The sequence below is a fragment of the Stenotrophomonas sp. LMG 10879 genome (assembly GCF_002750935.1).
GTDB lineage: Bacteria > Pseudomonadota > Gammaproteobacteria > Xanthomonadales > Xanthomonadaceae > Stenotrophomonas > Stenotrophomonas lactitubi_B.
The window spans coordinates 245,380-266,092 of sequence record NZ_PEJT01000003.1 but is presented as its reverse complement, the minus strand read 5'-3'; the positions used below and the strand labels follow the sequence as shown (position 1 = coordinate 266,092).

At 67.2% G+C, this 20,713-nt stretch carries 26 protein-coding genes; 20 read left to right on the top strand and 6 right to left on the bottom strand.

The genetic code is table 11. The features are described from left to right. The first annotated feature begins 50 nt into the window (after positions 1-50). From CR919_RS06315 to murU, 3 genes are all read left to right on the top strand, one after another. Positions 51-320 (top strand): GlsB/YeaQ/YmgE family stress response membrane protein, encoded by a 270-nt coding sequence (locus CR919_RS06315; RefSeq protein WP_089239335.1) that lies wholly within the window; start codon positions 51-53, stop codon positions 318-320. Positions 321-383: 63 nt separating this feature from the next. Next, positions 384-1,409, top strand: a complete 1,026-nt coding sequence (locus tag CR919_RS06310) for a phosphotransferase (protein ID WP_099819276.1) — start codon at positions 384-386, stop codon at positions 1,407-1,409. Positions 1,410-1,420: 11 nt separating this feature from the next. Then, the gene (murU, locus tag CR919_RS06305; RefSeq protein WP_099819275.1) at positions 1,421-2,131 is read left to right on the top strand and encodes an N-acetylmuramate alpha-1-phosphate uridylyltransferase MurU; all 711 of its coding nucleotides are present in this window, start codon (positions 1,421-1,423) and stop codon (positions 2,129-2,131) included. A gap of 597 nt (positions 2,132-2,728) precedes the next feature. Here murU and hda read toward each other — a convergent pair. From hda to CR919_RS06285, 3 genes are read right to left on the bottom strand one after another with little or no spacing between them, the layout of a single operon-like run. Continuing rightward, positions 2,729-3,436: a DnaA regulatory inactivator Hda gene (gene hda, locus CR919_RS06295; RefSeq protein ID WP_099819392.1), complete on the bottom strand. Its 708-nt coding sequence runs from the start codon at positions 3,434-3,436 to the stop codon at positions 2,729-2,731. Continuing rightward, positions 3,436-4,608: an AI-2E family transporter gene (locus tag CR919_RS06290; protein WP_099819274.1), complete on the bottom strand. Its 1,173-nt coding sequence runs from the start codon at positions 4,606-4,608 to the stop codon at positions 3,436-3,438. Before CR919_RS06290 ends, hda begins: the two co-directional genes overlap by 1 nt. Next, positions 4,605-5,732, bottom strand: a complete 1,128-nt coding sequence (locus CR919_RS06285) for a DUF2066 domain-containing protein (protein ID WP_243379943.1) — start codon at positions 5,730-5,732, stop codon at positions 4,605-4,607. The genes CR919_RS06290 and CR919_RS06285 overlap by 4 nt, the downstream gene beginning before the upstream one ends. 112 nt (positions 5,733-5,844) lie before the next feature. Here CR919_RS06285 and purM point away from each other — a divergent pair, with 112 nt between their 5' ends. The 7 genes from purM (at position 5,845) to CR919_RS06250 (ending at position 10,753) form a co-directional block, all read left to right on the top strand. Then, positions 5,845-6,903 carry a phosphoribosylformylglycinamidine cyclo-ligase gene (gene purM / locus CR919_RS06280; protein ID WP_099819273.1) on the top strand — a complete coding sequence of 353 codons (1,059 nt, stop codon included), beginning with the start codon at positions 5,845-5,847 and terminating at the stop codon, positions 6,901-6,903. A gap of 22 nt (positions 6,904-6,925) precedes the next feature. Further along, positions 6,926-7,423 carry a hypothetical protein gene (locus CR919_RS06275; protein WP_099819272.1) on the top strand — a complete coding sequence of 166 codons (498 nt, stop codon included), beginning with the start codon at positions 6,926-6,928 and terminating at the stop codon, positions 7,421-7,423. Next, the gene (locus tag CR919_RS06270) at positions 7,420-7,842 is read left to right on the top strand and encodes a hypothetical protein (RefSeq protein WP_099819271.1); all 423 of its coding nucleotides are present in this window, start codon (positions 7,420-7,422) and stop codon (positions 7,840-7,842) included. The genes CR919_RS06275 and CR919_RS06270 overlap by 4 nt, the downstream gene beginning before the upstream one ends. A gap of 43 nt (positions 7,843-7,885) precedes the next feature. Next, entirely contained in the window at positions 7,886-8,548 is a 663-nt protein-coding gene (locus CR919_RS06265) for a DUF2238 domain-containing protein (protein WP_099819270.1), read from the top strand. Then, the gene (gene purN / locus CR919_RS06260; protein WP_099819269.1) at positions 8,545-9,201 is read left to right on the top strand and encodes a phosphoribosylglycinamide formyltransferase; all 657 of its coding nucleotides are present in this window, start codon (positions 8,545-8,547) and stop codon (positions 9,199-9,201) included. Before CR919_RS06265 ends, purN begins: the two co-directional genes overlap by 4 nt. A 68-nt stretch (positions 9,202-9,269) precedes the next feature. Further along, on the top strand, positions 9,270-10,067 hold the full coding sequence (locus CR919_RS06255) for a DUF3108 domain-containing protein (protein WP_099819268.1): 798 nt from the start codon (positions 9,270-9,272) through the stop codon (positions 10,065-10,067). Positions 10,068-10,069: 2 nt separating this feature from the next. Beyond that, positions 10,070-10,753, top strand: coding sequence for a DUF3108 domain-containing protein (locus CR919_RS06250; RefSeq protein WP_099819267.1), 684 nt, complete (start codon positions 10,070-10,072; stop codon positions 10,751-10,753). A 111-nt stretch (positions 10,754-10,864) separates the two neighbouring features. On the opposite strand, the gene CR919_RS06245 is transcribed toward CR919_RS06250, so the two are convergent. Genes CR919_RS06245 through CR919_RS06235 form a run of 3 tightly spaced genes read right to left on the bottom strand, consistent with a single transcriptional unit; the run spans position 10,865 to position 12,702 of the window. After that, positions 10,865-11,179 (bottom strand): hypothetical protein, encoded by a 315-nt coding sequence (locus CR919_RS06245; protein WP_099819266.1) that lies wholly within the window; start codon positions 11,177-11,179, stop codon positions 10,865-10,867. Then, complete coding sequence (murA, locus tag CR919_RS06240) at positions 11,176-12,450, bottom strand: UDP-N-acetylglucosamine 1-carboxyvinyltransferase (RefSeq protein WP_099819265.1); 1,275 nt, start codon at positions 12,448-12,450, stop codon at positions 11,176-11,178. The genes CR919_RS06245 and murA overlap by 4 nt, the downstream gene beginning before the upstream one ends. A gap of 21 nt (positions 12,451-12,471) precedes the next feature. Then, positions 12,472-12,702, bottom strand: coding sequence for a BolA family protein (locus tag CR919_RS06235; protein WP_089239309.1), 231 nt, complete (start codon positions 12,700-12,702; stop codon positions 12,472-12,474). Between the two features lie 54 nt (positions 12,703-12,756). Here CR919_RS06235 and CR919_RS06230 point away from each other — a divergent pair, with 54 nt between their 5' ends. The 10 genes from CR919_RS06230 (at position 12,757) to rapZ (ending at position 20,489) form a co-directional block, all read left to right on the top strand. Then, positions 12,757-13,758, top strand: a complete 1,002-nt coding sequence (locus tag CR919_RS06230) for a KpsF/GutQ family sugar-phosphate isomerase (RefSeq protein ID WP_093817547.1) — start codon at positions 12,757-12,759, stop codon at positions 13,756-13,758. A 66-nt stretch (positions 13,759-13,824) separates the two neighbouring features. After that, on the top strand, positions 13,825-14,373 hold the full coding sequence (locus CR919_RS06225; protein WP_099819264.1) for an HAD hydrolase family protein: 549 nt from the start codon (positions 13,825-13,827) through the stop codon (positions 14,371-14,373). Further along, positions 14,370-14,945 (top strand): LPS export ABC transporter periplasmic protein LptC, encoded by a 576-nt coding sequence (lptC, locus tag CR919_RS06220; protein ID WP_089239303.1) that lies wholly within the window; start codon positions 14,370-14,372, stop codon positions 14,943-14,945. Before CR919_RS06225 ends, lptC begins: the two co-directional genes overlap by 4 nt. 105 nt (positions 14,946-15,050) lie before the next feature. Continuing rightward, the gene (gene lptA, locus CR919_RS06215; RefSeq protein WP_099819263.1) at positions 15,051-15,581 is read left to right on the top strand and encodes a lipopolysaccharide transport periplasmic protein LptA; all 531 of its coding nucleotides are present in this window, start codon (positions 15,051-15,053) and stop codon (positions 15,579-15,581) included. Continuing rightward, positions 15,581-16,300, top strand: a complete 720-nt coding sequence (gene lptB / locus CR919_RS06210; RefSeq protein WP_025874019.1) for an LPS export ABC transporter ATP-binding protein — start codon at positions 15,581-15,583, stop codon at positions 16,298-16,300. Before lptA ends, lptB begins: the two co-directional genes overlap by 1 nt. 40 nt (positions 16,301-16,340) lie before the next feature. Continuing rightward, a complete protein-coding gene (locus CR919_RS06205; RefSeq protein WP_099819262.1) occupies positions 16,341-17,780 on the top strand; it encodes an RNA polymerase factor sigma-54 in 1,440 nt (479 codons plus the stop codon). A 58-nt stretch (positions 17,781-17,838) separates the two neighbouring features. Beyond that, positions 17,839-18,156 carry a ribosome-associated translation inhibitor RaiA gene (gene raiA / locus CR919_RS06200; RefSeq protein ID WP_004147311.1) on the top strand — a complete coding sequence of 106 codons (318 nt, stop codon included), beginning with the start codon at positions 17,839-17,841 and terminating at the stop codon, positions 18,154-18,156. Positions 18,157-18,177: 21 nt separating this feature from the next. Then, positions 18,178-18,630, top strand: a complete 453-nt coding sequence (locus tag CR919_RS06195) for a PTS sugar transporter subunit IIA (protein WP_032977285.1) — start codon at positions 18,178-18,180, stop codon at positions 18,628-18,630. Then, entirely contained in the window at positions 18,627-19,577 is a 951-nt protein-coding gene (gene hprK, locus CR919_RS06190; protein WP_004147299.1) for an HPr(Ser) kinase/phosphatase, read from the top strand. Before CR919_RS06195 ends, hprK begins: the two co-directional genes overlap by 4 nt. 27 nt (positions 19,578-19,604) lie before the next feature. Beyond that, entirely contained in the window at positions 19,605-20,489 is an 885-nt protein-coding gene (rapZ, locus tag CR919_RS06185) for an RNase adapter RapZ (RefSeq protein WP_165787244.1), read from the top strand. Positions 20,490-20,713: the final 224 nt, after the last annotated feature.

The window sequence follows — 20,713 nt, the reverse complement described above, 5'->3', positions numbered from 1 at the left end:
CGCAGCCCGGCCTTGCTAGGCTGCGTCCACCCTTGGCGGAAATCGCGCGCATGAACGGTCTGTTTGGCAGCACCAGCTGGCTCTACATCATCCTGGTCGGCTTCTTCGTCGGCCTGCTGGGACGCTTCTTCATGCCCGGCAACAACCGCATGGGCTGCCTGCTGACCATCGTGCTGGGCATCATCGGTGCGCTGCTGGCCGGCTGGTTCGGCCAGTACATGGGCTGGTACGCGCCCGGTGAACCGGCTGGCTTCCTCGGCGCGGTCGTCGGCGCAGTTGTCGTGCTGGCGATCCTGCGCCTGTTCAGCGGCCGCCGCTGAGTCGCCACCTCCTCTTCATTCTGCCCCGACGTTGGCGCGCCCGGCGCGCCCGGATATGCCTGCATGACCGAACCCGCCTCTGATCCCCAGCGCAGCGCGCAGCGCCTGCAGTGGGCCCGTACCCAGCTCGAGGACGGCAACGCCGTGGTCGAACGCGCCTCGGTCGACGCCGGCATGCGCAGCTACTGGCGCACCACCAGCCAGCGCGGCAGCCACATCGTGATGGACGCCCCGCCAGGGCTGGAAGACCCCACGCCGTGGCTGCGCATGCGCGGCCTGCTGCACGATCACGGCCTGCGCGTACCCGCGCTGCTTGCCCAGGATCTCGACGCCGGCTTCCTGCTGCTGGAAGACCTGGGCGGCCCGACACTGGCGAAGATCCTCGACGAACGCAATGCCGACGCGTGGTTCAGCCGCTCCATCGAACAGCTGTTGCGCCTACAGGCCATCCCGGTGCCTGCCGATTTCGGTCAGTTCGGCGAAGCGCTGCTGCAGCGTGACGCCGGCCTGTTCGATGAGTGGTTCCTGCAACGTCATCTTGGCCTTGAACTGGACTGCGGCGAGATCGAAGGCCTGCAGCTGGTCCACCGCCGGCTGATGGACAACGCGCTGGGCCAGGCCCAGCTGATGACCCACCGCGACTACATGCCGCGCAACCTGATGCCGGTGGACGGCGGCCCGGCCGTGCTGGATTTCCAGGACCTGGTGCGTGGCCCGATCGCCTACGACGCGGTGAGTCTGTTCAAGGATGCCTTCCTGAGCTGGCCGCTGCAGCGCGTGGACGAATGGCTGTCGCAGTATCACCAGCGCGCGCGCGATGCCGGCCTGCCGGTGCCCGACCGTGCCACCTTCCTGCGCGATGCCGACTGGATGGGCATCCAGCGCCACGTGAAGATCCTCGGCCTGTTCTGCCGCCTGCGCTACCGCGACAACAAGGGCCACTACCTGGACGACGCGCCACGCTTCATCGCCTACCTGGATGAGGTGCTGCCGCGCTACCGCGAACTGGCACCGTTGCAGCAGCTGCTGGACTTGCGGATCAAGCCGGCACTGGCCGAATTGGCCGCGCCGATGCGCGTGCTGCGCTGAAGGCCGCGTCGATGAAGGCACTGATTTTCGCCGCTGGCCTGGGCGAGCGCATGCGTCCACTGACCCTGCACACGCCCAAGCCGCTGCTGGCAGTGGCGGGCAAACCGCTGATCGTGTGGCACATGGAACGGTTGGCGGCGTTCGGCATCCGCGACGTGGTGATCAACACCGCATGGCTCGCCGCGCAGTTTCCGGCCACATTGGGCGATGGCCGCCAATGGGGCCTGCGCCTGCATTTCATGCACGAAGGCGATACCCCGCTGGAAACCGGTGGCGGCATCCTCAATGCATTGCCAGCGCTGGGGGACGATCCGTTCCTGGTGGTGAACGGCGATATCTGGACCGATTTCGATTTCGCCACGCTGCCGCGTGAACCGGCCGGCGAAGCGCATCTGGTGCTGGTCGACAACCCCGCGCAGCACCCCAACGGTGACTACCGGCTGGACGCGCACGGCATGCTGCACCACGACCGCGAAGGTCCGTGCCTGACTTATGCCGGCATCGGCGTCTATCGTCCTTCGATCGTGACCGATTGGCGCGCGGTGATCGGCGAGGCACCTGGCAGCGAGCGCGTGCCACCGAAGTTCTCGGTGGTGCCGTTGCAGAAGCATTTCATGGCGCAGGGGCGGATCAGCGGTCAGCATCATCGCGGTCGCTGGACGGATGTCGGGACCGTTGATCGCCTGCGTGCGCTGGACGTTGAGTTGGCCGCGAACGGCTGAGCCCCTCGTGGTTGGTCGTCTTCAGAGCGGAAGCCTTGCTTGGCCGGGCGGGATGGGCTGCGCAGGGGGCGCTGCAAGTACGTCCATGTAAGCTCGGTCGCCGCATCCATGCGGCTCACGCCCCTGCGCAACCCACCCCGCCCGGCCTCTGACAGTTTGCGTGTGCGTCCAGCCACGGAAAAAGGAAGAAAAGCAGAAGCGGGTCGCTTCGCTCACGAAGCTATAAGCGCATCCACGCATGGCGTGGATCTACGTGTCGACCAAGGTCGACACCCACCGACAGCAGTGCAGAACGCCGTCCCGACAGATCGCGGGAACCTGTCGAAGGCGGGGTGGCTCAGGTTGCGGGGGCGTGAGCGCCATGGGCCCGAGGCATGCCTCGGGCGGGTTGGGCAGGACGCCCAACCCCGGTCTTGCCGTGTGCGCAGGACAGCGCACACGAGCAAGGCGCGACCGAGGCTACATGGACGTACTTGCGCCGCCCCCCGCAACCTGAGCCACCCCGCCATCCCACGGGTAGCCCGCTTTTGACGTTGACGTTGACGTTGCTTCGGCTTCGGCGGGTGCAGGGCGCAGCCCTGCCGACCAACCCTAACCTCAGTAACGAGGACGGCCTTCTTCCAGTACCTGGCGCAGGAACGGCACGGTGATCCGCCGTTTCGCCGCCAGCGATTCGCGATCCAGCCAGTCCAGCAGCGTGATCAGTCCACCCAGCTCGCGGCCGGTGTGCGACAGCAGCCACTCGATGGCGGCCTCGTCGATCGCCAGCCCACGGCGCAGCGCGCGCTCGCGCAGCACCGCCGCGCGGCCTTCCTCGTCCAGCGGCTGCAGCAGCACGCGCACGCATTGGCTCAGGCGCGAACGCAGGTCCGGCAGCACCAGGCCCAGTTCGCCGGGCGCCTTCTGCGCGGTGTACAGCACCGTCACGTCGGCAGCGCGCGCGCGGTTGTGGAAATCGAACAGCGCGATTTCGTCCTCGCGGTTGCCCGCCACCGCATCCAGGCCATCCAGCGCCACCAGCTCGCGCTGCTCCAGTCCTTCCAGCGCCACCCGCACCCGGCCAACCACACTGGCCAGCGGCACGTACGTCGGCAGGCGCCCGGCCTGCTCGGCGCTGGAACACATCGCCAGCGCCTGATGGGTCTTGCCGGTGCCGGCCGCGCCTTCCAGGTAGATCCAATCGTGGCTGGCCCCTACCGCGATGGCATGCAGCTGCGCCAGCGCGCCGTCCGGCGCACCGATGAAGCTCTCCAGGCGCTGGTCCCGCGGGTAATGCAGGGCCAGCGGAAGTTGCGGCACACCAATCACTTCAGTTCCGGACCCTTGTCATTGCCAGGCACGATGATATGGGGCTGGTCGATCACGCCATCAAGCACGATCGCGGGCTTCTCGCCGGCATACAGCTCACTCTGCCGGTAGCGCTGGTGCGCATAGCGCAACAGCACATTGCTCACCGCCGCCACCGGCAGTGCCAGCAGCATGCCGAGGAAGCCGAACAGCTGGCCACCGGCCATCACCGCGAAGATCACCGCCACCGGGTGCAGGCCGATCTTGTCGCCGACGATGCGCGGGGTCAGCACGTAGCTCTCCAGCAGCTGGCCGACGGTGAACACCACGCCGACCAGGATCAGCAGCTTCAGGTCGAACCCCTGCGCCTGTACCAGCGCAGCCACGATCGCCATCAGGATGCCGGTGGTCGCGCCCAGGTAGGGAATGAAGCTGATCAGGCCGGCGATCAGGCCGATCAACAGGCCCAGCTTGAGCCCAACCAGCGACAGGCCACCGGCGTAGATCACGCCCAGCGCCAGCATCACCAGGAACTGCCCGCGGATGAACGCACCGAGCACTTCGTTGGATTCCCGCGCCAGCGAGGTGATCGTGCCGATCTGGTTGCGCGGAATCACCGATGCCACGCGCTCGACCAGCTTGTCCCAGTCACGCAGGAAGTAGAACGCCAGGATCGGCAGCAGCAACAGGTTGACCACCCAGGTGACCACCGTGAAGCCCGAGCGCGATACGTAGCCCATGAAGGTCGTTGCGAACCCGCCGGCCTGCTGCCAGTGGCTGCGCACCCACTCGATCAGGCGGTCCGGGTCCATCCACTGCATCACTTCCAGCCCGGTCTTCTGCTCGAACCAGGGGATGCCCTTCTCCATCAACCAGGCCTGCGCCTGCGGCGCCGCTGCGATCAAGGTCGTGATCTGGCGCTCGATCATCGGCACCAACACCAGCAGCAGCGCCACGATCACCAGCACCATCGCCACGAACACCAGCACCACACCGGTCATGCGCGAGCGGCCAGTGGCCTCGATGCGGTCCACCAGCGGGTCGCCCAGCCAGGCCAGCGCCAGCGCCAGCACGAACGGGGTCAGGATCGGTGCCAGCAGCCAGACGATCCAGCCGATCAGGCCCGCCAGCAGGATGTACTTCAGCCGACGCAGGAACTGCGCGATTTCCGCTTCCGGGGACAGGATCATCGCAGGCGGTACTCGTTGCTGACCGGCGCCGGTGCCGGTGCACCGGTCGTGTCGTCGATCGGCGTCGGCAGGGCCGGCAGGGTCGCCGACGGCACCAGCACGCCGTTGTCGCCGAGCATGCGGTTGAAGCCGGCCAGGCCGGTGGTCATTTCCAGATTCAGCTCCAGATGGTCGGCGGTCGCGCGCAGCGGGGTGACGTTGCGCACCACCGCCACTTCACGCAGGCCGGCAGCCAGGCGCAGGTATTCGTCGGCGCTGTTGATGCCGGTCACCACCACGCGGTAGGTGCCCGCCTGGCCGGTGGCCGCACCGGCCTTGGCATAACGCTTGACCAGCGCGTCGGCGGCGCCATCGGCACCGGCGGCCATCGCGCGCATCGCGTTGGCGTCCTTGCTGGTCCACTTGTTCAGTTCACGGCCGTTGTCGACGAACACCCAGTCCGCCTGCCAGCCGCCATTGGCGCGGTAGAGCTTGCCGATCAGCTGCATCGGCGGCGAGTAGCGCGACGAGGCCCGGGCGACCGCGGCGCTGTCCTGGCGCCAGATGGCACCGGCCAGGGCCTGCTCGGCGGCACCACCACTGGGCAGGCCGAGCTTGTAGCCGCGCTCGATGGCCCGGCTCAGCAGCGGCCGCGCGGCATTGGCCTGCTGCACGCTGACCAGGCGCGGACCGCTGCCGTCATCGACGGCCAGCCACAGCACCGGCTTCGGTCGTGGCTGCGGCCACAGCGGCAGGCCCAGGGCCGACACCAACCCGTCCACGTCATCCTCGCGGAAGCGCGCGACCAGCAGGGTACGGAAGCTTGGCGCACCACTGGCGCCCACGCTCTGGTCCTGCTTGTAGTCGTAGCTGGCCACGTAGTCCTTGGCATTGCGCAACGCCTGGACCACGCCGGGGCGGGACATGACGCTGCGATCACCGGACAATTTGCCCAGTACCACGCTCAACGCGCGGGCAAGTGCACCGTTGCGGTCAGCCTCGGCTTGGCTGTTGACGGGCACTTCGGCCTCGTACGCACCACTGGCAGTGGCAACATCCCCCTCGGTTCGCATGCCGCTCTGGGCCATCGTGGCCACCGGCAGGCACAGCGCAAGGAGCAGGGTCAAAAACAGGCTGCGGCGCATCAGGACATCCATTGGCTCGACGTATCCGGGGGGAATTGTTGCCCGAATACGGCCTTTGCGCCAATGCGGCCTGTTAAAATCGGCGATTCAACCCCTGCCAGCGCCGACGCCCGTGACCAACAGCCCGTCTTCCGCCCCTTCTCCCCTCACCTACCGTGACGCGGGTGTCGACATCGACGCCGGCAACGAGCTGGTCGAGCGGATCAAGCCCCTGGTCAAGCGCAGCTTCCGTCCGGAGGTGATGGGCGGCCTGGGTGGCTTCGGCGCCCTGTTCGACCTGTCCAACAAGTACCGCGAGCCGGTGCTGGTGTCGGGCACCGACGGCGTGGGCACCAAGCTTAAGCTGGCCCACCAGCTGAACCGCCACGATACGATCGGCATCGACCTGGTCGCCATGTGCGTGAACGACGTGCTGGTACAGGGCGCCGAGCCGCTGTTCTTCCTGGACTACTTCGCCACCGGCAAGCTGGACATCGATACCGCCGCCGCGGTGGTGGGCGGCATCGCCAATGGCTGCACCGAGGCCGGCTGCGCGCTGATCGGCGGCGAAACCGCTGAAATGCCCGACATGTACGCGCCGGGTGAGTACGACCTGGCCGGCTTCACCGTTGCTGCCGTCGAAAAGAGCGAGCTGAAGGACGGCGCCCATGTCGCCGAAGGCGACGTGCTGATCGGCATCGCCTCGTCCGGCCCGCACTCCAACGGTTACTCGCTGGTCCGTCGCATCTACGACCGCGCCGGCCGCCCGGCCGAGCTGGAGCTGGAAGGCGGGGTCAAGCTGGTCGATGCGCTGATGGCCCCCACCCGCCTGTACGTCAAGCCGATCCTGTCGCTGCTGAAGTCGCACGGCGATGCCATCCATGGCATGGCCCACATCACCGGCGGCGGCCTGACCGAGAACATCATCCGCGTGGTGCCCGAGGGCCTCGGCCTGGACATCCAGGCCTCGTCGTGGACCCTGCCGCCGGTGTTCCAGTGGCTGCAGAAGGAAGGCGCGGTGGCCGACAGTGAAATGTGGCGGACCTTCAACTGCGGCATCGGCTTCGTGCTGATCGTCGTCCCGGACCAGCTGGAGGCCGTGTCCGCTGCGGTCAAGGCGCAGGGCCTGGAGCACTGGACGATCGGCCAGGTGGTCAGCGCCCAGGGCGGCGAACGCGTCCACATCGCCTGATCCACCGGACAAAGGAACCCGCATGGACGCACCTCCTCCCTTGTCGACGCCGCCGGCCCCGCCGGTGCTGCCGCCGAACCCGGCCGTGCCGGTGTTCGGCCCGCAGGACGCCACCCAGCTGCGCCAGCTGGCGATCGGCCACTACGTGGTCGCCGGCCTGATGGCGGTGTTCTCGCTGATCTTCATCCTGCACATCGTGCTGGGCATCGCCATGCTGTCCGGCTCGCTGCCGATGAAGTCCGGCGGTGAACCGTCTTCGCCGGAAGAACAGCAGTTCGTCGGCTGGCTGTTCACCGTGATGGGCGTCTGCATCGTGCTCGGCGGGCTGACCCTCGCAGGCTTTGTCGCCTATGCCGGCCGCTGCCTGTCGCAGCAGCGCCGCTACCTGTTGTGCATGATCGTGGCCGGGCTGTCGTGCCTGTTCACCCCCATCGGCACCATCCTCGGCGTGTTCACCCTGGTCGTGCTGCTGCGCCCGCAGGTGAAGGCCGCCTTCGCTGGCCAGGCGGGTATGGCATGAACGATGGACTGAACCCACCGCCGCTGCCACGGCAGACCCTGGCGGACCTGCAGACCGCCAGCCACCTGCACAACCTGAAGATCCTGTTCTATGCACTGGCAGGCTTCCATTGGCTGGCTGCGCTGGTGTTCCTCGGTTTTGTCGGCATCGTCGCCTTCGAACGCGGCATGGATGACGGTGCGGTGCTGGCGACGGTGTACGGCGCGGTGTCGCTGCTGGCCATCGGGCTGGGCGTCCTGCAGCTGCGCACCGCGCGGCTGCTTGGCCAGCGCAGCAATCTGGCCTGGTGTCGCGGCGCGGCCTGGGCCGCGGTGATGGCCGGCCCGCTGGGCATGGCGCTGACCGCCTACGCGGTGTATTTCCTGCGCAAGCCGGAGATCGCCGCACTGTTCGACCGCGGCGACCACGTCAGCGTCTGAGCTGGCAGGCGCATGTTCCGTCCCTTCTGCTGATTGCTCCGACATGTCCACGCCCGCTGTCCCCTCGCTCGCCAGCAACCGCGCCACCCACTCCCTGTCAGGACCGAAAAAGGTCGCGTTGGCCGCGGTGCTGGGCATATTCGCAGCAACCTGGATCCATCCGCTGTGGCCGCTCGAGCAGACCCTGCACAGCTCGCTGACCGTGATCGGCCTGCTCGCCCTGTGGTGGGTGGACCGGCGCTGGCAGCTGGGCAACGGTGCCTTCATCGCGATCTGCGGCTTCATCGCCATCCACTGCGTGGCCGCGCGCTGGCTGTATTCCAACGTGCCCTATGACGCTTGGCTGCAGTCGCTGCTGGGATGGTCGCCGGATGCCGCCTTTGGCTGGCAGCGCAACCACTTTGATCGCCTGATCCACTTTCTCTATGGCGTCTGCTTCACCCCGGCGTTGCTGCAGTTGGCGCGACAGTCCTGGCCTGCACTGCGGATCGGCCAGGACTTTACCCTGGCGGTGATGGCGGTGATGTGTTCCAGCCTGGTGTATGAGTGGCTGGAATGGGGCATCGCCCTTGCCCTGTCGCCGGAAGCGGCCGAGGCCTACAACGGCCAGCAGGGCGACATGTGGGACGCGCACGCGGACATGCTGCTGGCGACTGTGGGCAGCCTGCTGCTGTGGCCGTTGGTGCGCCGGAGCGCGGGACGATGAGCATCTGCCGAATCGCCGTGCTGGCCTCCGGACGCGGCAGCAACCTGCAGGCCATTGTTGATGCCATCGCTGCGGGGCGGCTGCAGGCCGAGGTTGTCGGCGTGTTCTCCGACCGTCCCGATGCGACCGCACTGGAGCGGGTGGCAGCGGATCGACGCTGGGCGCATGCGCCGAAGGAGTTCAGCGATCGCGCCGCCTACGAGCAGGCGCTGGGTGATGCGCTGGCTGCATCCGCCCCGGACTGGATCGTCTGTGCCGGCTACATGCGCATCCTCGGTGCCGATTTCGTACAGCGGTTCAATGGCCGCCTGGTCAATATCCATCCCTCGCTGCTGCCGCTGCACAAGGGCCTGCACACCCATGCACGGGCGCTTGAGGCCGGCGATAGCGAGCACGGCGCCAGCGTGCACCTGGTGGTGCCGGAACTGGATGCCGGCGCGGTGCTGGCGCAGGCCCGGGTTCCGGTGCTTGCCGGCGATGACGCGCAGACCCTGGCCGAACGCGTGCTCGCGGTGGAGCATCCGCTGCTGATCGCCACCCTGGAACTGCTGTGTGCAGGCCGCCTGGCTGAACGGGAAGGCCAGCCGACATTCGACGGTCACCCCCTGTTTAGCCCCTTGGCTCTAGATTCCGCCGGGAACCTGAACCGGTAACGCCCGTGCACACGCCCCGCTGACTGCGGGGCTGGCATCCTGCTCCCCTCCTGCGGTTCCTGTCGGCCATGAAGACCACGACCCTGCTGCGTACAACCCTGCTGCTGCCGCTTGCCGTCCTCGCCTGTGCGGGCTGGGGCCAGGCAACAGCGCCTGCTGCGCCGGCACCTGCCGAGGTGGCGCCGCCGGTGCTGCCGGCGCTGGCCTGGGAGCCGCCGCCGCTGCAGCCGTTCAGCGCGACCTACCAGGCCTTCTACAAGAGCAAGGAAGCGGGCGACGCGACCATGCAGGTCACCCACACCGGCGGCAGCCAGTGGCGGGTGGACATGCAGGTGGTCGGCCGCCGCGGCTTTGCCAGCGTGCTCGGCCTGAACATCGAGCAGAGCACCGTGTTCGAGGAGCGCAATGGCGTGTACGCGCCGCTCAGCCAGAGCACGGTGCGCAAGGGCCTGTTCCTCGGCAAGAAGGCCGTCGGCACCTACAACTGGCAGGCCGGCACCGCGCAGTGGAGTGGCGACGTGGAAAAGAAGCGCGCACAGCCGATTCCGCTGCAGGCCGGCGATCAGAGCGCCCTGCTGATGAACCTGGCGATCATGCGCGATGCCCGCCCTGGCGCGGCCATGCACTATCGCTACGTCGACATGGGCAAGGTGCGCCAGCACGATTACCAGGCCGCGCCACAGACCGAGAACGTCGAGGTCGGCGACCTGTCCTACAACGCGCTGCGGGTCTATCGGACCAACGGCGGCAACAACGAAACCATTCTCTGGATCGCCAACGGTGTCCCCACCCCGGTGCGCATCCTGCAACGCGAAGACGGCGAAGATCGCGTCGATCTGCGCCTGATCGAATACCAAGGAGTCTGAGCATGAACACCCTGACCCGCCCCCTGACCTGGATCGCTGCTGCCGCATTTTCGGTGGCCAGCCTGCCGGCCATGGCCCTGCAGCCGTTCAAGGCCGACTACCTGGCCAGCTACATGGGCATGCAGGCCAACGGCAGCATGACCCTGACCAGCGAAGGCAGCAACAAGTGGCGCTACAGCCTGCAGGTCAAGAACCAGCTGGCCGACCTGAGCCAGACCACCGTGTTCGAGGAGGTGCGCGGGCAGCTGCGCCCGCTCAGCAGCCAGGACCGCTCGGCGTTGCTGGTGAAGAAGCGCAATGTGCAGGCCAACTACAACTGGACCAGCAACCAGGCCACCTGGACCGGCGACATCAAGCCGGACCGCGCCGGACCGATCGCCCTGAAGGCCGGCGATATGGACGCCCTGCTGATCAACCTGGCCATTGCCCGCGACCTGGCTGCCGGCAAGCCGCTGACCTATCGCATGGTCGACGAAGGCCGGGTCAAGAACATGACCTACCGCGTGGTGGGCAAGGAATCGGTGACCGTGGGCGGCAAGAGCTACGAGGCCACCAAGGTCTCGCGCACCGACGGCAACAAGGAGCTGATCGCCTGGATCGTGCCGGAGTTCCCGGTGCCGGCGCGCATGCTGCAGCGTGAAAGCGGTCGTGACGCGCTGGACCTGACCATCAAGGCGATGAACTGACCGGCGATCCGCGTCATCCACGCATGGCGTGGATCTACTTCACGTCCCAGTAGATCCACGCCATGCGTGGATGAATGTCCCAAAAAAACGCCCGCTTCCGCGGGCGTTTTTTTATTTCTTCGGCGTTTCCGCCGGCGCGAACTCGGTGCGGCAGTCCACCCGGATCTGCTCGCCCGTCGATCGGCGCACGAAGGTGCGGCAATGGCGGTTGCCGTCCTGGCTGTCGTTCACCGCCACCGCATAGAACGACTGGATGATCTCGTCACGGGTCACCGTGCCGTCGCCATTCCAGTCCATGTCCTTCTGCTCGATGCCCTTGGTGATGGCGATGTTGGCGTACCAGGCGTAGCCCAGCCACGCCAGCACGATCAGCACCAGCACCAGGAGCGCCTTGCGGCGACGGCTGAACTTGCCGCGCAGGATCATGCGGCCACGCGCCGGATGGTGGCGCCGAGCGAAGACAGCTTCTCTTCGATGTTCTCGTAGCCGCGATCAAGGTGGTAGATGCGATCGATGGTGGTATCGCCATCGGCCATCAGGCCGGCCAGGATCAGCGATGCCGATGCGCGCAGGTCGGTCGCCATCACCGGCGCACCGCTCAGGCGTTCGTGACCGCGCACGATCGCGGTGTGGCCTTCCACCTGCACGTCCGCGCCGAGGCGCAGCAGTTCGTTGACGTGCATGAAACGGTTCTCGAAGATCGTTTCGTTGATCACGCCCACGCCATCGGCCACGCAGTTGAGCGCCATGAACTGCGCCTGCATGTCGGTCGGGAACGCCGGGTACGGCGCGGTGGTCAGGTTGACCGCCTTCGGCCGCTTGCCGTGCATGTCCAGGGTGATGCTGTCTTCGCTGGTCTCGATGGTCGCGCCGGCTTCCACCAGCTTGGCCAGCACCGCGTCCATGGTGTTCGGGCGGGCGCGGTTGACGGTGACCTTGCCACCGGTCATCGCGGCGGCCACCAGGAAGGTGCCGGTTTCAATGCGGTCGGGCAGCACTTCATGGCGGCCACCGGACAGGCGCTCGACACCTTCGATGACCAGGCGGGCGGTGCCCAGGCCTTCGATCTTCGCGCCGAGTGCGATCAGGCAGTGCGCCAGATCGGTGACTTCCGGTTCCATCGCCGCGTTGTCGAGGATGGTGGTGCCTTCGGCCAGTACGGCAGCCATCAGCACGTTCTCGGTACCGGTCACGCTGACCATGTCGAAGGTGAAGTGACCCCCCTTCAGGCGCTTGGCGGTGGCCTTGATGAAGCCGTTCTCGACCACGATCTCGGCACCCAGTGCCTGCAGGCCCTTGATGTGCTGGTCGACCGGGCGCGAGCCGATCGCGCAGCCGCCGGGCAGCGACACTTCGGCCGCGCCGAAGCGGGCCAGCAGCGGGCCCAGCACCAGGATCGAGGCGCGCATGGTCCTGACCAGCTCATACGGCGCCACATGCTGGTTGACCGGACGCGGGTCGACCACGATCGCGCTGCCGCGCGACAGCGTGCCCTGGTCGATGGTCACTTTCGCGCCCAGTTCGCCCAGCAGCTTCACCGTGGTCACCACGTCATGCAGATGCGGCACGTTGGTGATCTCCACCGGCGCGTCGGCCAGCAGGGTCGCACACAGGATGGGGAGGACGGCGTTCTTGGCGCCGGAGATGCTTACTTCACCGTGCAGCGCAGCGCCGCCGGTCACAACGATCTTGGCCATGTATTGGGGATCTTCTGCGGTTCAGCCGGCTTCGGCCGGGGTCACGGTTTTCAATGCGAGCGCGTGGATCGCGCCGCCCATCAGGTCGCCCAGAGTGGCATACACCATCCGGTGGCGGGCCAGCGGCATCTTGCCGGCAAAGGCCTCGCTGACCACGGTCGCTTCGAAATGCACGCCATCGTCACCCTGCACGTCGGCGCGGGCGCCGGGCAGGCCGGTTTCGATCAGATTGCGGATGGTGTCGGCGTCCAACGGGCTTTCCTAATAAAATGTGCGTCCATTCTACTTCCGCTGCGTGGCGTCCGCATGGCCGAATCCCTGTTGCCCCCCCGTTCCGCCGACCCTGCTGCCCTGGTCGCCAGTGGCCGGCGCGTGTTCGAGATCGAACGGCAGGCGCTGGACGCCGTGGCCGACCGCCTCGGCGACGCCTTCCAGCAGGCCTGCCGGGCGATCCTGGGCAGCCGCGGCCGGGTGGTCGCCACCGGCATGGGCAAGTCCGGCCATGTCGCGCGCAAGATCGCCGCCACCCTGGCCTCCACCGGCACCCCGGCGTTCTACGTGCACCCGGGCGAGGCCGGCCACGGCGACCTGGGTATGATCACCGAGGACGACGTGGTGCTGGCCCTGTCCTATTCGGGTGAATCGGATGAGCTGCTGATGCTGCTGCCGGTGCTCAAGCGCCAGGGCAATGTGCTGATCGCCATGACCGGCCGGCCGCAGTCGAGCCTGGCCAGCGCCGCCGATTTCCACCTGGATGTGAGCGTGCCGGCCGAAGCCTGCCCGCTGGCGCTGGCGCCCACCTCCAGCACCACCGCCTCGCTGGCGATGGGCGACGCCCTGGCAGTGGCCCTGCTGGACGCGCGCGGCTTCACCGCCGACGATTTCGCCCGCTCGCACCCGGCCGGCAGCCTCGGCCGCCGATTGCTGCTGCACATCACCGACGTCATGCACACCGGCGAGGACCTGCCCAAGGTCGATGTCGGCGCCAGCCTCAGCGAGGCGCTGATGGAGATGAGCCGCAAGCGCCTGGGCATGACCGCCGTGGTCGACGACCAGGGCGTGCTGATCGGCCTGTTCACCGACGGCGACCTGCGCCGCGCGCTGGATACCGACCTGGACGTGCGCACCGCGAAGATTGCCGATGTGATGACCCGGCAACCGCGCACCATCAGCGCCGACAAGCTGGCGGTGGAGGCTGCGCGGCTGATGGAAACCCACAAGATCACCGGTCTGATCGTGGTCGACAGCCAGGGTCGCGCGGTCGGCGCCCTGAACATTCATGACCTGTTGCGGGCCCGGGTGGTTTAACCGACAGTCCGTAGACCCCATTCAGTCTGTACCAACGAGCCCGCAACCACCGAGTCCGATGCCCTGATGCCCTGGTCCCCCCTGCCCGCCTTCCCCGCCCACCTGCATGCCACTGCGGCCGGTATCCGCCTGGCCTGTTTCGACGTGGACGGCACCCTCACCGACGGTCGGCTGTACTACGACAAGGATGGCAACGAGAGCAAGGCGTACTTCGTGCAGGATGGCCTGGGCCTGAAACTGCTGCAGCAGCACGGTATCCACCCCGTGCTGATCACCGCGCGCAACAGCCAGTCCGCGCTCAAGCGCGGCGCCGACCTGGGCATCGACACCCAGATCGCCGTCGGCGACAAGCTGGCCAGCGTGCAGGCGCTGTGCGCGCAGCACGGCATCGGCCTGGAGCAGGTGGCCTTCATGGGTGACGACCTGCCGGACCTGGCGCCGCTGGGCGCGGTCGGCCTGGCCGTTGCCCCGGCCAATGCGCATCCGTGGATCGCCGAGCGCGTGCACTGGATCACCCGCGCCGACGGCGGCCGTGGTGCCGCGCGCGAGCTGTGCGATGTGCTGCTGGCCGCGCAGGGCCGCCTGGATGCCGTGCTGGCGAGGTTCGGCGCATGAATGCCCCCACCTTGAACTGGCGGATGATCCTCGGCGTGGGCCTGCTGCTGGCGGCCCTGCTGAGCAGCTGGGCCGCACTGCGCAACCGTGAAAAGGCACCTGTCGTTGAAGGCCAGGACGCCGGTGTGGACTACATCCTGCACGACTTCCAGATCGTCGCCCTGGACGAACACGGCAAGGAATCGACCACCCTGCGCGCGCCCCTGCTGGAACGCCAGCGTGGCGACCAGACGCTCAACATCACCACCCCGCTGTTCGAAATGCCCGACAAGGACGGCAAGCACTGGACGCTGCGCGCCGAGACCGGCTGGCTCAGTGCCAAGGGTGACGAGATGAAGCTGCGCGGCAACGTCGCCGGCGACAGCCCGGCCGATCCCGGCGTGGTCCCGACCACCTTCCGCACCGACCACCTGGACGTGTTCCCGAAGGACAACCGCGCCCGCACCGATGCCCTGGTGACCATGACCCGGCCGGGCATGGAGCAGTCCGGCGTCGGGTTCGAGGTGGATTCGAAGAACAACACGTATCATTTCCTCAGCCAGTCCAAGGGCCGTTACACGCCCAAGCGCTGATTCCGCCGCCCGCCCGCGACGTCTTCCCGACAGGCGCGAAGCAGGCAGCCCCCACCCGCAGCCCCCGGTCCCGCCGGAGGGCCACCACCGGTAGAACGGACCCCGATGAAGATTCCCTTTGCAGCCGTGCTCGCACTCAGTCTTCTTGTCCCCGCTGTCGCCTTTGCCAAGTCGACCGACCGCAATGAAGCGATGAACATTGATTCCGGCGCGCAGTCCGGCACCCTCACCGGTGACGGCAAGACCGTGCTGTCGGGCGGCGTGATCATCACCCAGGGCACGCTGGACCTGCGTTCGTCCGAGGCCGAGATCTACCTCAAGGGCGGCGAAGCCGTGCGTGCGGTGTTCACCGGCAAGCAGGCCAAGATGAAGCAGCAGCTCGACGATGGCAGCTGGATGGATGCGGTGGCCGACCGGATCGACTACGACATCACCACCGAGATCATCACCCTGACCGGCAACTACAAGGTCACCAGCGCGCGCGGCACCAATGCCGGCCAGCGCATGGTCTACAACACCCGCAGCGGTGAGATGAACTCCGGCGGCGACGGCAGCCGCGTGCGCACCGTGATTCCGCCGAAGAACAAGACGCCTGCGGCCGCCCCGGCTGCGGCGCCGGCGGGAGGCAAGAAGTAATGCTCGTCGCAACTGGCCTGCGCAAACGCTACAAGCAGCGCGAAGTCGTCAAGGACTTCGGGCTGACCCTGGACGCCGGCGAAGTGGTTGGCCTGCTGGGTCCCAACGGTGCCGGCAAGACCACCTGCTTCTACATGATCGTCGGCCTGGTCGGTGCCGATGCCGGCAGCATCGTGCTGGACGGCAAGGACATCACCGGCGACCCGATGTATACCCGCGCCAAGCAGGGTGTGGGTTACCTGCCGCAGGAACCGTCGGTGTTCCGCAAGCTGACCGTGGCAGACAACCTGCGCCTGGTGCTGGAACTGCGCGAGGACCTGGATTCGGCTGGCCGCGAGCGCGAACTGAACAGCCTGCTCGACGAACTGCAGCTGGGGCACGTGTCCGAACAGCTGGGCGCCAGCCTGTCCGGTGGTGAGCGCCGTCGTTGCGAGATCGCGCGTGCGCTGGCGGCGAAGCCGCGGCTGATCCTGCTCGACGAACCCTTCGCCGGTGTGGACCCGATCTCGGTCGGCGAAATCCAGCGCATCGTCACCCATCTCAAGCAGCGCGGCATCGGTGTGCTGATCACCGACCACAACGTGCGCGAGACCTTGGGAATCTGCGACCGCGCGTATATCCTCGCAGAGGGCACCGTACTGGCCCAGGGCTCGCCCGAGGCGATCCTGGACAACGCCGACGTGCGCCGCGTCTACCTTGGGGATTCCTTCAAGCTGTAACCGCGGCCGCCGGGCCCTCTCCCTTCCGTTCGGCACAGGCATGAAGACTCGGCTGCAGACATCGTTGGGACAGCAGCTGGTGCTTACGCCCCAGCTGCAGCAGGCGATCAAGCTGCTGCAGATGTCCACGACCGAGCTGGAGCTGGAAATCGCCCAGGCAGTGGAGAGCAATCCGCTGCTGGACTGGTCCGACAGCAACGACGAAGGCGCCGGTGTCGACAAGGAGGCCAGCAGCGACGACGCGGGCGCAGACAATGACGCCCCGCCCGACAATGCTGAAAGCAGTGGCGACGACTGGGCGCCCGCCGAGCTGGACTGGAGCAGTGGCGGCAGCGGCGGAAGTTTCGATGATGACGACGACAACGGCAGTGCTGCCGAACGCGTCGCCGAAACCGAAACCCTGGCCGACCACCTGCTGTGGCAGCTGCACCTGACCCACCTGTCCAACCGCGACCGCAGCATCGGCGCCGCGCTGATCGATTCGCTGGAAGACGATGGCTATCTGCGCGAGCCGCTCTCGGCCATCGCCGAAGCGCTGCTGCCGGCGATCCATGCCGGTGAAGACGAAATCCTGACCGTGCTGCACCAGATCCAGCGCTTCGACCCCGTTGGCGTGGCTGCACGCAGCCTCGGCGAATGCCTGCAGCTGCAGCTGGACGTGCTGCCTGCCGACACCCCGTGCCTGGCCCTGGCCCGGCAGGTCGCCGCAGGCCCACTGGAACAGCTGCCGCGCAGCGGCGTGACCGGCCTGGCCCAGCAGCTGAAGCAGCCGTTGGCCGAGGTCGAGACCGCCGTGGCCCTGCTGCGCTCGCTGGACCCTCGCCCCGGCACGCAGATCGCTCCGCTCGCCCAGGACACCTACGTGGTGCCGGACGTGGTCGTGTGGCGGCAGAACGGCATCTGGCGCGCCGCGCTGGCCGCCCATGCCGGCCCCAGGCTGGTGATCCACCGCGGGTACGAGCAGATGATCCGTCGCTGCGGTGACGCCGATGCCGGTTATCTGCGCGGCCAATTGCAGGAAGCGCGCTGGCTGCTGAAGGGCCTGCAGGCGCGTGGCGAGACGCTGCTGCGGGTGGTGCGCAGCCTGATCCAGCAGCAGGCGGGCTTCCTTGAATTCGGCGAACAGGCTCTGCGCCCGCTGACCCTGCGCGAGATCGCCGGCGAACTGGGCCTGCACGAATCCACCGTGTCGCGCGCGATCGCCCGCAAGCATGTGCGTACGCCACGCGGCACCCTGCCGCTGCGTGCCTTCTTCGCCTCGGGCATCGACACCGACGGCGGTGGCGAAGCGTCCAGCACCGCCATCCAGGCCATGATCCGGCGCCTGATCGATGACGAGAACCCACGCAAGCCGCTTTCTGACGCCAAGCTGGCTGACCTGCTCAAAACATCGGGAATCCCAGTAGCGCGGCGCACCGTGGCGAAGTATCGTGAGGCCATGAACATCTCCGCCTCGCACGAAAGAGTCAGAATCGTTTGACGCGCCGCCGCGCCCGGCGGAGAGGTTCATTGGCACATCCGATCAAAGGAGAAACCCGATGCGCATCGAAACGTTTGGCAAAGATGTCGAAGTCACCCCGGCCCTGCAGTCCTATGTGGAGGAGAAGCTGGCCCGGATCGGCAAACACTTCGACCAGCACTGCGAAGCGCGGGTGACCCTCAAGCTGCAGAAGACCGAGCACCACGTCGATGCCAGCCTCAATATTCCGGGTCAGACCCTGCACGCTGAAGCCAATGCGCAGACCATGTATGCCGCGATCGACCTGCTGGCGGACAAGCTTGACCGCCTGGTGATCAAGCACAAGGAGAAAAAACAGCAGCACGCACCGCTGCCGGTGGGCGACAATGGTGGCTGATCGCCACCGCTCCCCGCAGACATGCCCCTGACTGACCTCCTGGCGGCCGTGCAGACCCAGCTCTGCACGGCCACCGACCGCGACAGCGTCCTGCAGGCCGCGGCCGGATTGCTGGCCTGCCGCCAGGCCAATGCCGAACAGATCTATCTCAACCTGTGCCAGCGCGAAGCGTTGGGCAGTACCGCGATCGGCTACGGCATCGCCATCCCGCATGGTCGTGCGCCGACCCTGGATCGACCCCGTGGCGCGCTGCTGCGCCTGCAGACTCCGGTCGATTTCGGTGGCGACGAGCCGGTGGACCTGGTGTTCGCCATGGCCGTTCCCGCCCACTACACCCATCAACACCTGATGCTGCTGTCCGAGCTGGCCGAGCTGTTTTCCGCGCCCTGCATCCGCCAGGCGCTGCGCGAGGCCGGTGATGCACGGGAGCTGCGCCAGGCCCTGGACCTGACCCCACCAGCGAGCGCCGCATGAATACCAGCATCACTGCCCGCGAACTGTTCGAACAGCAGCGTGAGCGGCTTGGCCTGCGTTGGGCAGCGGGCAAATCCGGCGAGAAGCGCGAGCTGGAGGCCGGCAACACGGTCTCGCGGCGCCCTTCGCTGGCCGGCTATCTCAATGCGATCTATCCCAACAAGGTGCAGATCCTCGGTACCGAGGAACTGTCCTGGCTGGACGCGCTGGAACCACGCCAGCGCTGGGAGACCATCGAAAAAATCATGCAGTCGCATCCGCTGGCGCTGGTGCTGACCCGCAACCAGCCCTGCCCGGAAGACCTGCGCGCGGCCGCCGATGAATCCGGCACGCCGCTGTGGCTCTCGCCCAAGCGCGGCCACGAGCTGCTCAACCACCTGTCCTACCACCTGGCGCGTACGCTGGCGCCGCGGGTGATCCTGCACGGCGTGTTCATGGAGATCTACTCCATCGGCGTGCTGATCACCGGTGAAGCCGGATCCGGCAAGAGCGAACTGGCCCTGGAGCTGCTCAGCCGCGGTCACCGCCTGGTGGCCGACGACGCCCCCGAGTTCACCCAGATCGCCCCGGACGTGCTCGATGGCACCTGCCCGGAGCTTCTGCAGGACCTGCTGGAAGTGCGCGGCCTGGGTGTGCTCAACGTGCGCGAGATGTTCGGCGACACCGCTGTAAAGAAGAACAAGTACCTTCGGCTGATCGTCCACCTGACCAAGCCGATGACCGAGCCCACCCCCCATGGTTACGAGCGCCTGACCGGCGACTCGGGTACGCGCCACGTGCTGGACCTGGACGTGCCGCTGATCACCCTGCCGGTGATGCCCGGCCGCAACCTGGCCGTTCTGACCGAGGCGGCCACCCGCCTGCACATTCTGCGTACCAAGGGTATCGACCCGGCGGCGATGTTCATCGCCCGCCACAGCAACCTGCTGGAACGGCGAACGCCCTGACCCCCCTGTCCTTCGAAGAGCCCGTCCATGAGCACCGTCATTCCCACCGCCCCGACCCTGATCATCGTCAGTGGCCTGTCCGGCTCGGGTAAATCCGTCGCCCTGAAGACCTTCGAGGACCAGGACTATTACTGCTCGGACAACCTGCCGATCCAGCTGCTGCCGGATTTCGTGCGCAATGTCCTGAGCCATCACGACGGTGCGGCAGTACGCCGGCTGGCGGTGGGCATCGATGTGCGCGGGCAGAGCGACCTGACCCAGCTGTCCAACTGGCGGCAGCTGGCCACCGATGCCGGGGTGGACGCCAAGGTGCTGTTTTTCGAGGCCAGCGATGAAACGGTGCTCAAGCGCTATGCCGACACCCGTCGCCGGCACCCGCTGAGCCAGCTCGGTCTGTCGCTGCCGGAAGCGATCGCCCGCGAGCGCGAACTGATCGCACCGCTGCGCCGCGAAGCCGATGCGGTGATCGATACCAGCGCGTTGAACGTGCATCAGCTGCGCCGCCGGATCATCACCGAATTCGCGATGGGCCATGCCACCCGCCTGTCGCTGCTGTTCGAATCGTTTGCCTACAAGCGTGGCGTGCCGGCCGAGGCCGACTTCGTGTTCGACGCGCGCGTGCTGCCCAACCCGCACTGGGATCCGGAACTGCGGGCGCTGAGCGGTCGCGAACCGGGCGTGCGCGATTACCTGGAAGCGCAGCCGGATGTGCAGCGCTACCTGGCGCAGCTGATGGATTTCCTGGATACGTGGCTGCCGAAGCTGGGGGATGGCACCCGCAGCTATGTGACGGTGGCCTTCGGTTGTACGGGTGGCAAGCACCGCTCGGTATTCCTGGCCGAACGCCTGGCGCGCCATGCACGTGAGAAGGGCTGGGAAGACGTGGCGACCTATCACCGCGAACAGGATTGAGGGGTGGTCGGCCGGGCTGCGCCCGGCACCCGCAGAAACCACGGCAACGTCAACGGCAAGCGCCTGCATTTCGTGGGATGCGGGGCGGTGTGGGCCTGCAGGACACACCGTAAACCCTTCCTTGGGGGCTCGATGGCGCCATCCATGGCGCCAACGGTCCTGCAGCCCCATACCACCCCACCTCCGACGGATTTTTGCTGCTGTTGGTAGGTGTCGACCTTGGT